General features: G+C 62.2%; 15 protein-coding genes. 9 read left to right on the top strand and 6 right to left on the bottom strand.

All coding sequences use genetic code 11. From position 1 onward, the window contains the following. The first annotated feature begins 87 nt into the window (after positions 1-87). Positions 88-408, top strand: a complete 321-nt coding sequence (locus K1177_RS08065) for a DUF6949 family protein (protein WP_224702767.1) — start codon at positions 88-90, stop codon at positions 406-408. A gap of 122 nt (positions 409-530) precedes the next feature. On the opposite strand, the gene K1177_RS08060 is transcribed toward K1177_RS08065, so the two are convergent. The 4 genes from K1177_RS08060 to K1177_RS08045 all read right to left on the bottom strand — a co-directional run bounded on the left by K1177_RS08060 (position 531) and on the right by K1177_RS08045 (position 3,288). Next, positions 531-1,163 carry a transglutaminase-like cysteine peptidase gene (locus K1177_RS08060; protein ID WP_224702766.1) on the bottom strand — a complete coding sequence of 211 codons (633 nt, stop codon included), beginning with the start codon at positions 1,161-1,163 and terminating at the stop codon, positions 531-533. A 141-nt stretch (positions 1,164-1,304) separates the two neighbouring features. Next, complete coding sequence (locus K1177_RS08055; RefSeq protein ID WP_224702765.1) at positions 1,305-1,808, bottom strand: hypothetical protein; 504 nt, start codon at positions 1,806-1,808, stop codon at positions 1,305-1,307. Between the two features lie 64 nt (positions 1,809-1,872). Continuing rightward, entirely contained in the window at positions 1,873-2,505 is a 633-nt protein-coding gene (locus tag K1177_RS08050) for a PilZ domain-containing protein (protein ID WP_224702764.1), read from the bottom strand. Between the two features lie 129 nt (positions 2,506-2,634). Then, on the bottom strand, positions 2,635-3,288 hold the full coding sequence (locus K1177_RS08045; protein WP_224702763.1) for a PAS domain-containing protein: 654 nt from the start codon (positions 3,286-3,288) through the stop codon (positions 2,635-2,637). Positions 3,289-3,467: 179 nt separating this feature from the next. On the opposite strand from K1177_RS08045, the gene K1177_RS08040 reads away from it, so the two are divergent. Then, complete coding sequence (locus K1177_RS08040; protein WP_224702762.1) at positions 3,468-4,217, top strand: rhomboid family intramembrane serine protease; 750 nt, start codon at positions 3,468-3,470, stop codon at positions 4,215-4,217. Here K1177_RS08040 and hisI read toward each other — a convergent pair. Further along, positions 4,205-4,657, bottom strand: a complete 453-nt coding sequence (gene hisI / locus K1177_RS08035) for a phosphoribosyl-AMP cyclohydrolase (protein WP_224702761.1) — start codon at positions 4,655-4,657, stop codon at positions 4,205-4,207. The two genes, K1177_RS08040 and hisI, sit on opposite strands and share 13 nt — an antisense overlap. A 48-nt stretch (positions 4,658-4,705) precedes the next feature. Beyond that, complete coding sequence (gene folE, locus K1177_RS08030; protein WP_224702760.1) at positions 4,706-5,329, bottom strand: GTP cyclohydrolase I FolE; 624 nt, start codon at positions 5,327-5,329, stop codon at positions 4,706-4,708. A gap of 139 nt (positions 5,330-5,468) precedes the next feature. On the opposite strand from folE, the gene K1177_RS08025 reads away from it, so the two are divergent. The 7 genes from K1177_RS08025 (at position 5,469) to K1177_RS07995 (ending at position 11,698) form a co-directional block, all read left to right on the top strand. Further along, complete coding sequence (locus tag K1177_RS08025) at positions 5,469-5,921, top strand: iron-sulfur cluster assembly scaffold protein (RefSeq protein WP_224702759.1); 453 nt, start codon at positions 5,469-5,471, stop codon at positions 5,919-5,921. Positions 5,922-5,932: 11 nt separating this feature from the next. Next, positions 5,933-6,232: a membrane protein insertion efficiency factor YidD gene (gene yidD / locus K1177_RS08020; protein ID WP_318153281.1), complete on the top strand. Its 300-nt coding sequence runs from the start codon at positions 5,933-5,935 to the stop codon at positions 6,230-6,232. A gap of 130 nt (positions 6,233-6,362) precedes the next feature. Beyond that, positions 6,363-8,342, top strand: a complete 1,980-nt coding sequence (gene thrS / locus K1177_RS08015) for a threonine--tRNA ligase (RefSeq protein ID WP_224702757.1) — start codon at positions 6,363-6,365, stop codon at positions 8,340-8,342. A gap of 4 nt (positions 8,343-8,346) precedes the next feature. After that, positions 8,347-8,577: a hypothetical protein gene (locus K1177_RS08010; protein ID WP_137152302.1), complete on the top strand. Its 231-nt coding sequence runs from the start codon at positions 8,347-8,349 to the stop codon at positions 8,575-8,577. Positions 8,578-8,590: 13 nt separating this feature from the next. Beyond that, positions 8,591-9,022: an alternative ribosome rescue aminoacyl-tRNA hydrolase ArfB gene (gene arfB / locus K1177_RS08005; protein WP_224702756.1), complete on the top strand. Its 432-nt coding sequence runs from the start codon at positions 8,591-8,593 to the stop codon at positions 9,020-9,022. A gap of 211 nt (positions 9,023-9,233) precedes the next feature. Continuing rightward, a complete protein-coding gene (locus K1177_RS08000) occupies positions 9,234-10,580 on the top strand; it encodes a UDP-glucose dehydrogenase family protein (protein WP_224702755.1) in 1,347 nt (448 codons plus the stop codon). Between the two features lie 119 nt (positions 10,581-10,699). After that, the gene (locus K1177_RS07995) at positions 10,700-11,698 is read left to right on the top strand and encodes an NAD-dependent epimerase/dehydratase family protein (protein ID WP_224702754.1); all 999 of its coding nucleotides are present in this window, start codon (positions 10,700-10,702) and stop codon (positions 11,696-11,698) included. Positions 11,699-11,711 lie beyond the last annotated feature (13 nt).

The raw sequence follows: 11,711 nt of genomic DNA, 5'->3' as shown, positions 1-11,711 counted from the left end.
GTGACACCGCAGTGAGGGGTCAATATGCTTAATGAAGGGTTAACAAATACGGCGCCGCACCACACAAGGGCGCCGACAGGGGGCAGTGTGACCACGGAACTTTTGCTGGCGGCGTTCCTGATCGGGGTTGGGCTGTGCATCGCTGGCGCGGCGACGCATCTCTATCAATGGCGCGCCGGCCAGCCGGCTGTGCTGCGCTATGACGGCGAAACCTTCCTGGGATCGCTGGGCAATCTGGCGATGAGCTTTGTGTGCGGGCCCTATATCATGCTGCAGATCGGCTGGCGGCACGAGGACAATGGCACGCTGTCGATGACCTCGGCGCTGGTCTCGGCGATTGTTGCTTTCGGCTGGGCCTTCATTACGGGCCTGCTGTTCCTGGGCGCCTATGTGGCGATCCGCCCATAAGGGCAGGGACGCTGTCCACTGACTGACCAATACAGCAAGGCCGGTGTCGCAGCGCGACACCGGCCTTGCTCTTCAGATCCCTATCAGGGTTGGACTTTGGCGGGATCCGGAACTGGCAAGCGCTAGCGAATGGCGGCGGTGGCGACGACAACCTGGCGGTCGTCGATCATGTCGACCCACTGGCCGGCATTGGCCTGGGACTGGCGCTTGATGAACTTGTAGGGCGTGGCATTCCACAGATCGACGCTGCCCACCTGATTGTCGAGAACCAGGTCACCACGGTCGGTGCGGACCATGAGCACGGCATGGCCCTCGCCATTGGGCTGCTTGACGACCGTCATCAGCAGGGTGCTGACGGGCCAGCCCATGTCGATCAGCTGGCGACGCTTTTCGAGCGCATAGTCTTCGCAGTCGCCGTAGCCATTGGGATAGGTCCAGAACTCGGAGACCTTGTAGAGCTGTTCGTCGGTAACCGGCACCACGGCGGCGTTGACCTGGGCGTTGACGGTCAGCAACTGCTGCCAGAGAGGCTCAGTCAGCGATACGGCGGAGACCTGCTGGGCATTGGGACCGCATTCCTGCGGGCGCTGCTGGCAGAACTCGGCGTGACCGACCGGGATGCTGGCGACGCCAGCACGGGTCTGCACAAAGGCAACATTGGTCATGTCGAACGCCAGTGTCGGGGCGGCCAGCGCGGTCAGCACCAGCATGGCGCCCAGCAGTGTCGCTCCCAGTCCCTTTTTGCTCGAAGGCATTGTGTAATCTCCCTGATGGAGATCACGTTAGGGGGGGCGACTTGCGCCGGTCCGAAAACTGCCGCGTAGTTTTTATGCGTGTTTTATCGAATGGATTCCGGGCTGGTTAACCATGCAGATCAGGCACTTGGCCAGAACGGCTCAGCGCTTGATTCCGGCTTCTACCCTGGCGAGCACAGCATCATCCTGATGGGCGCCCCGGCGGCATTGTTTTGAGCCGATATGGATTGCCACGGCATCGGGCAGGCGCGCTGAGGTGTAGGCAAAGTGGTCGCTGCGGGACTGGCCGGGGTCCATCTGCCAGTTCTGGTGGTGAACCAGTATGTCTTTGCCGGCGGTATCGACGACCACAACGGTGACGCAGACATGGTCGTCATCACGGATGGCGCGGTTGGTCAGGGTCTGGGTGAGTGCAAGCCTGGTGCCGGTGATGGTCAGGGCAATGTCCACCCACTGGTCGCGCTTCCAATCCCACTTCTGGTGGTAGGGCGGGCAAACGGCGCTTCTGCTGTCGCCCCGGCAATCGGCGAGGCGAATGGTCTGCCAGGCGTAGTCGCGCCAATCCGCCTTGCCATCAGCCCAGGCTGCGGGCGCGAAGAGCAGGGACAACAATAGGGAAAGCAGGGAAAGGCGGCGCAGTGTCATCACACTGTCATAGCGCTTCGTGTGCGCCTGTGCAGTCACAATGGCGCGGGATCGGGCCCGCGCTTCAGTTCATGCGCAGATTCTGCTGCACCACGGTGAGCATTTCCTGGGCCGAGGAGAACTCGACGGCGACGCCGTCCTGGAAATGGCGCATGACGCGGGCGCGCATGCGGCCCAGGGTCACCGGCGTGCCGATGGCGGGGCGCACGTCCAGTTCGATGGCGGCGCCCGAGAGCGAGATATCGATGATCTTGCAATTGTAGCGCCGACCGTCGTCGAGGACGACGGTGGAATGACGGATGTCGGGCACGACGCGCTCGTGGCGGCGATCCTCGGGGAGATTGAGCACGTCCTTGTTGGCCAGCCAGGTCAGCTGGGCAGCCATCTTGTCACGCTTGCGCGGCGAGGCAGCGATGTCCATCAGGAAGCCGCCCTCGATCTGGTTGATGATCGTGCCCTCGATGCGGCCGATCTGATCGAGATAGGCAATGACACGCTCGCCAACCTGGCCGGCGGCCGGGGCGATGACGATCGCGTCGCCGGGTGACATTTCGAGAACCTGGCAGGGAAACTCCCGCCGGTCGGCCAGCATGTAGCGGCCTAGCACGGACACCTGCACGCGCTGAAACTTCCCCTCGTTGGCGCGGGCGCGCACAGGGGCGATGAATTGCGGTGAGGGGAGTTCGTCGCTCAGCATTCGCCTGACTACATGGCCCTGTGGGTGATTGGGATCACTCTAGGCAGGTCTGGTTAATGCATTGTTGTTTTGTGCTGGATTTGCGCAGCAATAACCGCGCAAATTGTCAGTGTTCGGTATCTTGCGCGGTTACTGTCGGCCGCCGTCCAGAACAGCCAGATGGGCATAGCGGCGCGCGCTGCGGCCATAGACAACGGCCGGCATGGCCATCGGTGTCGCCGAGCTGCCATAGGGGGCTTCATTGACGATCTTGGTGGAGACCTCGCGCACCTTGTCCTCAAGGGCGATATCATCCGGCCAGATCAGGCGCAGGCCCGAGATGCGCTGTTCCATGATGGGCTGCACGCCCAGCCAATAGGGCTCGTCGATCGCCGTCATGGCGCCGAGCAGGCGGGTGTGGGTCGAGCCGTTGTGACGCAGCGGCATCAGGATCATCTCGAAGGTGACCTTGGTGTGGATCGCCGTGGTGCCCTGGAAGGTGACCAGCGCGACGGCGTGATCCTCGGTCACGGCGCGGATGAGCGTATCCATGGCGTCGCTGTCGCGCTCGTGCCAAAGGCCGGAGAAGGAGCGGCCCTTGAGTTCACGGCAATAGCTTGAACACAGGTGCGAACCCGCAAGGCGGAAGGAGAACTTGTCGCCTTCATCGAGCTCGAGGATAAAGGTATTGGCCAAGGCATCACGAATCCGGGTGGGATCGATGTCCTTGCGCTCGGGCGCGCTGCGCGATCCACGAATGGAATTCCAGTAGTCGTAGAGCGTCTTGGTGCTCGCCTTTTGCATGTCCTGATCCGCCAATCGAAAGTCGCGCGTCCAAGCCGCTGGACGCTCCCGCCGTGCGCAGACATTGGCAAAACCGGGTCGCAAAAGCGCCCTTAAACAAAAGTTAAGGTTAACGCGGCTGTCCCGATGTGGAAAAGAAAGCTGGAAGCCGCAGGCCAGCAGCGAGTCGGAGTGAAGTGATGGTTGAACAAGGTCCCCCGCCGGAAACGGCCCAGCCCGCCGGGCGGGAGCCGGTGTTCCTGCTGCCGGGCGCGATTGCCGCGCTGGCCGGCGTGATGGTGGCGATTCACCTTGCATCAACCCTGGTGCTTAACCCCGATGGGATGACGCAGCTGATCTTCTGGTTCGCCTTCCTGCCGCAGAGAATCATCGAGGCGCCCAATGATCTGTCGCTGGCGATACCGCTGATCTGGACGCCGTTCAGCCATGCGTTCCTGCACGGAAGCTGGGAGCATCTGATCTTCAACGTCGCCTGGCTGGTGATCTTCGGCACGCCTGTCGCACGGCGCTACGGGGCAGGGCCGATGATGGCCATCTTCCTGGTCTCGGCCGCTGCGGGTGCGGCTTTCTTTGCCGCAACGACGCTGAATACCGGGGCCTTCCTGATCGGCGCATCGGGGGGTATTTCGGGACTGACCGGCGCAGCCATGCGCTTCATCTTCCAGCCGCTCATCATTGTGCAGCATCCCGTGACGGGTGAACGGGTGGTGGCTGGGCGACGCCTGGCTGGCTTCGCCGAAGTGTGGGGCAACAGCCGCGCCCGCGCGTTCATCCTGATCTGGCTGGTGCTCAATGCTGCCGTTCCACTGCTGCCGCTGTTGATCGGCGCGCAGGTGGATGTCGCCTGGCAGGCGCATCTTGGCGGTTTTATCGCCGGGCTGTTGATGGTCGGGTTGTTCGAGCGGAGCAGCGCGCCTCAGGCCGTGTAGACGTCCTTGGGATCAAACAGGCGTGGCAGGCCGGTGTCTTCAAGACGCGCCGAGCCGCTCTCGACCACCGCGCGACGATAAAAGCAGCTCTTTCGGCCGGTGTGGCAGGCGGCGCCGCGGCCGGTCTGGTTCACGGTGAGCACGATGGCGTCCTGATCGCAGTCGGTGCGCAGCTCAACCACCTCCTGCAGCTCGCCTGAGGTCTCGCCCTTTTTCCAGATCTTGCCGCGCGAGCGAGACCAGTAGTGGGCTATGCCAGTTTCAAGAGTGAGAGACAGGGCCTGCGCATTCATGTGCGCCAGCATCAGCACGTCCTTGGTGGAGGCCTCGATGGTGACGACAGTCACCAGTCCCGCGGCGTCGAAGCGCGGCGCAAACTCGGTGCCCTCTTCCAGCTGATCGTGCGTAAGGGCGGCGGGGTCAACGAAGGAAATGCTCATGGCTCCTTCTATCGCTGCCCCGCCCGGTAAATCCAGTGGCTTGTTGGCTCAGCGCCGACCGATCATGGCCAGGAAGCGATCCTGCTCAACGCGATCCTCGGCGAAGACGCCGGTGAAGCGGTGGGTAATGGTCGAGGCGCCATGCGCCCGTACGCCACGCATCGACATGCACATGTGTTCAGCTTCGAGCATCACAGCGACGCCCCGCGGATTGAGATGCTCATTGATGGCATCAACAATCTGGGCCGTGAGGTTTTCCTGCGTCTGCAGGCGACGGGCGAAGACTTCGACCAGCCGTGCCAGTTTGGACAGGCCCACCACGCCGTCGTGGGGCAGATAGGCGATATGGGCCTTGCCGACGAAAGGCACCATGTGGTGCTCGCAATGGGAATTGAAGGGGATATCACGGACCAGCACGATGTCATCATAGCCGCCGACATCACGGAAGGTCTTGGAGAGGACCGTTCCAGCATCCTGTTCGTAGCCGGCGAAGAACTCGCCATAGGCCTTTGCCACGCGGGCAGGGGTCTCGAGCAGACCCTCGCGCGAAGGATCATCGCCGGCCCAGGCGATCAGCGTGCGCACTGCCGCCTCTGCTTGGTCCCTGGAGGGGCGCTGGACGGGAGTGGTTGGGGCAGGCACGGCGCCGAGCGTCTTGGGATGGGCATCCATGGGGTGGCTCCTTTGCACCAAGACATTACGCAGCCGCGTTGATTTCGGACCACTGGTTCGCGCGGCCCTGACAGAACGCCAGGGAAGACCTATATAGGCAGCGTCCGTGACCGCGACAAGAAACAGAATTGTTCGATAAATGGAACTGAGCGAACTCTATTCGCAGAAAATCCTCGATCTTGCGGGCAATGCGGTGCAGCCGCCTCGCTTGGAGCGGCCTGATGCATCGGCGCGTAAGGTCAGCCGGGTATGCGGTTCGGTGATCGAGGTCGACATCAAGCTCCGCGATGGGGTCATCGTTGGTTATGGTCATGACGTGTCGGCCTGCGCATTGGGGCAGACGTCGGCAGCCGTCGTGGCGCGCGAGATCGTCGGCACACCTGTTGCGGAGTTTCGCGCGGTGCGGGAGACCATGCACGCGATGCTCAAGGCAGAAGGCGCCCCACCGCAGGGCAAATGGAGCGATCTGGGCTATCTCGAGCCGGTCCGGGCTTTTCCCGCCCGGCACATGTCGACGCTACTGGTGTTTGATGCGGTGGTGGAGGCGTTGGAAAAAGCTCAATCGCCAGAATCGCTTAGGGCAGCGCCTTGATGGATCGAGTCGTGTCGTTTTTCTGGCGCGTGGTGGACCTGCCGTTCAAGCTGGCCGCAGTTTTTCTCATCACCGTCTATCGCTACACGCTCTCTGCATTTACCGGACGAACCTGCCGGCACCTGCCGACCTGCTCGGAATATACCGGCAAGGCCATCTGGACCTTCGGCTTCTGGCCGGGCGGCTGGATGGGCCTGGCCCGGTTCTGGCGCTGCCGTCCGGGCGGCACACATGGCTACGATCCGGTGCCCGACAGTCTGCCGACTGCAGGGCGGTGGTATCGGCCCTGGCTCTATGGCCGCTGGTCCTGAGACAGTGACTGTTCTGCGTTGTCAGGACTGAGATTTTGGCGCCCTTGGCTGGAAAAGGCCAAAATCCGTGCTAGACAGGCCGCCTTGTTGTGACAACCACAACAGCAAACCCAATTTCTGGAGACTTAAAATGTCGATCAAGGTGACGTTCCCCGATGGTGCAGCTCGCGACTATACGCGTGGCACCACCGGCACCACCGTGGTCGAAGGGATCTCCAAGAGCCTGGCCAAGAAGACGGTCGCGATGCGCTGGAACGGCGTGCTGTCGGACCTGAGTGACCCGCTCAACGAAGACGGCAAGATCGAGTTCGTCACGCGTGATAGCGGGTCCAAGGACGTGCTGGAGCTGATCCGGCACGATGCCGCACACGTGCTTGCCGAAGCGGTGCAGGAGTTGTGGCCGTCCACGCAGGTGACGATCGGCCCGGTGATCGAAAACGGCTTCTACTACGACTTCAAGCGCGATGAGCCGTTCTCGGAAGAGGATTTTCCGGCCATCGAGAAGAAGATGGCCGAGATCATCGAGCGCGGCGCCGCCTTTACCAAGGAAGTCTGGACGCGCGACCAGGCCAAGGATTTCTTTGCCGCCCGTGGCGAGAACTTCAAGGTCGAGCTGGTTGACGCCATTCCGGCCGAGCAGTCGCTCAAGATGTACAAGCAGGGCCAGTGGATCGATCTGTGCCGCGGCCCACACATGCGCAGCGTCAAGGACGTCGGCATGGCGTTCAAGCTGACCAAGGTGGCCGGCGCCTATTGGCGTGGCGACAGCAACAATCCGGTGCTGAGCCGCATCTATGGCACGGCGTTTGCGACCAAGGATGAGCTGGACGCTTATCTGCACATGGTGGAAGAGGCCGAAAAGCGCGACCATCGCAAGATCGGCCAGGAAATGGACCTCTATCATTTCCAGTCCGAGGCGCAGGGCAGCGTGTTCTGGCATCCCAAGGGCTATGTGCTGTTCAACCAGATGGAGGCCTATATCCGCCGCCGTCTGAATGGCTCGGGCTATGTCGAGGTCAAGACGCCGCAGCTGATGAGCTCGAAGTTCTGGGAGCAGTCGGGCCATTGGGGCAAGTATCGCGAGAACATGTTCGTGGTGCCTGACGAAGTGCCCGGCACCGAGGATGAAGGTCCGGTGCTCAGCGGCAAGGGCGAGCTGATGGCGCTCAAGCCGATGAACTGCCCGGCGCATGTGCAGATCTTCAACCAGGGCATAAAGAGCTATCGCGACCTGCCGCTACGCATGGCCGAGTTCGGCTGCTGCCATCGCAATGAGGCCCATGGTGCGCTGCACGGGCTGATGCGTGTGCGCCAGATGACGCAGGACGATGCCCACATCTTCTGCCGCGAAGACCAGATCCAGTCGGAGACCGAGCATTTCGTGCATCTGCTCTATTCGGTCTACGCCCACATGGGCTTTGACAATGTGGTCATCAAGCTGGCGACGCGTCCGGAAAAGTTCGGTGGTACTATCGAGCGCTGGGATGCGGCCGAGAAGGCGCTGGGCGATGCCCTGCGCGCCACCGGCTATGATTTCGAGATCGCAGAAGGCGAGGGCGCCTTCTATGCGCCCAAGCTTGAGTTCCACCTTAAGGACGCCATCGGCCGCAGCTGGCAGGTGGGCACGTTGCAGCTCGACTATGTGCTGCCCGAGCGCCTTGACGCGACCTACATCGCCGAAGACGGCTCGCGCCAGTATGCGGTGATGCTGCACCGGGCGATCCTGGGGTCGCTCGAGCGCTTCATCGGCATGCTGATCGAGAACTACGCCGGCAAGATGCCGATGTGGTTGGCCCCGACCCAGGTGGTGGTGGCGACCATCGTCTCGGAAGCCGATGGCTATGCCGAAAAGCTGGTGCGCCAGCTCAAGGCCGCCGGCATCCGTGCCGAGCTCGACGTGCGCAACGAGAAGATCAACTACAAGGTGCGCGAGCATTCCGTCGGCAAGGTGCCGCTGATGTTCGTGGTCGGCAAGCGCGAGGCCGAGGAGGGCACGGTCTCCGTGCGTCGCCTCGGCACCGAGGGCCAGAAGGTCGAGCCGTTCATGGATGCCCTGGTGTCCCTGATGGCCGAAGCGACGCCGCCGGACCTCAAGGAAAAGGCTGCCTGACGCCATGCCGCAAAGACCGTCCAATCGCGAGATCAAGGCACTGACCCATCTGGGTGAGGACAATGCGCTTGGGCCGGGCGATTTCAAGGATATCGGCGAAAAGGTATTTGCCGGCATGCTCAAGAAAGGCTGGGTCATTCCAGCCGAGGGCATGCCCGGCAAATACCGGGCCACCATCAAGGGCCTGACGATCCACGAAGGTGAGATCATCTTCGCGGGTCGCCTGCGCAGCTGACGGGAGGGCGAGCGTGGCCGATCCCATCGTCATAACCCGCTCGATTTCCATTGACCCGTCCGAAATCGAAGAGAGTTTTGTCCGCGCGGCCGGCCCGGGCGGACAAAATGTCAACAAGGTGTCGAGCGCAGTGCAGCTGCGCTTTGACCTGGTCAACTCGCCCTCGCTGCCAGAGCCGGTGAAGCGGCGTGTCGCTGCACTGGCCGGGCGGCGCCTGACCAAGGCCGGCGTCATTGTCATCACCGCCAATTCCCACCGCGACCAGCCAATGAACCGTGCCGATGCCCTGGCGCGGCTGGTGGAACTACTGGTGGCCGGCACGCATGTGCCCAAGTTCCGAGTGGCGACCCGACCGACGCTGGCGTCCAAGAAACGACGCCTGGAGGGAAAATCGATCCGCTCCGGTATCAAGCGTCTGCGGTCGAGCCCTGATGACGGGCAGTGATGTCGGACGTGTTCCGCACATGGCGGCCAATGATTGGTATTGAAGGCTGTTGCACTGTCATTGGTTTGCAGAGCTGCCATGCGGCAGCCATGCGCAATCGGGGGCAGAATTAATCATTAAGCTGCGCCATACTTGCGTCATTTGAGTTCTGACGCGACATCGTCTTTCCGGGTTGGTATTGTCTGTCGCACAGCGTGAGGGTGTACGAGCTATGAAGATTGCCATCGTAGGGTCCGGCTATGTCGGCCTGGTTACGGGTGTCTGCCTTGCGGACTTCGGCCACGATGTCGTGTGTATCGACAAGGACGAGCGCAAGATTGCCGCACTCGAGCAGGGGCAGATCCCGATCTATGAGCCTGGGCTGAGCGATCTGGTCGCCAGCAATGTTGCGGCAGGTCGCCTGACGTTCACCACAAGTCTCGCGAGCGCCGTACCCAGCGCCGATGTCGTGTTCATCGCTGTCGGTACGCCTTCCCGTCGCGGTGACGGCCATGCCGACCTGAGCTTTGTGTATGCAGTGGCGCGCGAAGTGGCGGCCAGCGTTTCGGGGTTCACTGTCGTGGCAACCAAGTCCACGGTGCCGGTGGGCACGGGTGACGAAGTGGCCCATATCATTGCCTCCACCAACCCCGACGCAGATGTGGCGGTGGTGTCCAATCCTGAATTCCTGCGCGAAGGCGCTGCCATTGACGACTTCAAGCGCCCCGATCGCATCGTGGTGGGTATCGAGGATGAACGCGCCCGCGAGGTGATGTCCGAGGTCTACCGACCGCTCTATCTCAACCAGGCACCGCTGATGTTCACCAACCGCCGCACGGCGGAGCTGATCAAATATGCTGCCAACGCCTTCCTGGCGATGAAGATCACGTTCATCAACGAAATCGCTGACCTCTGCGAGGCGGCCGGCGGCAATGTGCAGGAAGTGGCGCGTGGTATCGGCCTGGATAATCGTATCGGCAGCAAGTTCCTGCATGCCGGGCCGGGCTATGGCGGTTCCTGCTTTCCCAAGGACACGCTGGCTCTGGTCAAGATCGCGCAGGACTTCGGAAGCCCCATGCGGCTGGTGGAGACCACAGTCTCGATCAATGACCAGCGCAAGCGCGCCATGTCGCGCAAAGTCATCGCGGCTTGTGGCGGCGACGTGCGTGGCAAGACAATCGGTGTTCTGGGGCTGACGTTCAAACCCAATACCGACGACATGCGCGAGGCGCCCTCCATCGACATTATCCAGGGGCTGCTCGACAAGGGTGCCCATGTGGTCGCCTATGACCCGCAGGGCATGGAGCCGGCACGGAGCATGATCGACAAGGTGACCTTTGCCAAGGGCGCCTATGAAGTCGCAAAGGATGCGGACGCGCTCGTGCTCATCACGGAATGGAACGAGTTCCGCTCGCTCGATTTGGACCGCCTGCGGGAGACCATGAACGCACCCGTGCTGGTCGATTTGCGCAATGTCTACAGCCATGGCGAGGCCAGCAAGCACGGCTTTGCCTATTACAGCATTGGCCGGCCATTGGTTGAGAATGAAACGCTGAGCCTGACGGACGCTGCTGAATAAAAGACTGGGCAAACGGTGGAGCGGCTGCTGCTGCAGTTGCTCCCCGCGCGACCGGGGAGACGCGGCGTCGACACGTGGCCGGCAGCGCAGCGCGGGACGTGCAAGGGGAAGAGAAAACCGTGAAGTTCTTCATCACCGGCACGGCCGGTTTCATCGGATACACGCTTGCCCGACGTCTTCTGGAGGCCGGGCACAGCGTGACCGGCTACGACGCGGTGACGGACTACTATGACGTTGCGCTCAAGCGCGCCCGGCTGGCCGAACTCGCTGGCTTCGAACAATTCAGCTTCCTGGAAGCACGGCTGGAGGATGCCGAAGGGCTCAGCCGAGCCTTGCAGCAGTCCGAAGCCGAAGTCGTGCTGCACATGGCAGCCCAGGCTGGCGTGCGGTACAGCATTGAGCAACCGCAAAGCTATATCAGCTCGAACCTGGTCGGCAGCGCCAATCTCCTGGAAGCCGTGCGGGCGCATCAGCCCCGGCATCTGCTGTTTGCCTCCACCAGCTCTGTCTATGGCGGCAATACGAAATTGCCATTCTCCGAGCGTGATGCGGCCGATGCGCCGATCTCGCTGTATGCCGCGACCAAGAAGGGCGGCGAGGCGATGGCGCATTCCTATGCGCATCTCTTCGGCATCCCCACCACCATGCTGCGGTTCTTCACCGTCTATGGTCCCTGGGGCCGGCCGGACATGGCGCTGTTCAAATTCGTGGCGGCGATCCTCGAAGGTCGTACGATCGACATTTTTGGTCAGGGCGAGATGCGCCGTGACTTCACCTATATCGACGACCTTGTCACCGCGGTCATCCGGCTGGTGGATCTCCCGCCGGTCAAGGGTGCGCCGGTTGAGGCAGATTCTCTGTCGCCGGTGGCGCCGTTCCGGACCGTCAACCTGGCGGGTGGGCATCCTGAGTTGCTGATGGACTTTGTGCAGGCGATCGAGAGTGCCCTGGGGCAGGCCGCCAAGTGCAATTTCCTGCCTATGCAGGCCGGCGATCCACGAGAGACTGCTGCCGATACGACGCTTCTGCGGGCGCTGGTGGGCGAGTTGCCAAGGACGCCGATCCAGGCCGGTGTCGCCAATTTTGTCAGCTGGTACCGCCAATACTATCGCTGCTGATACTGGCGTGCTG

Origin of the sequence: Devosia aquimaris (assembly GCF_020169335.1) — a bacterium.
In the GTDB taxonomy this organism is placed as follows: Bacteria; Pseudomonadota; Alphaproteobacteria; order Rhizobiales; family Devosiaceae; genus Devosia; species Devosia aquimaris.
The sequence above is the reverse complement of the archived record's forward strand: the minus strand, read 5'-3'. Positions and strand labels throughout refer to the sequence as shown.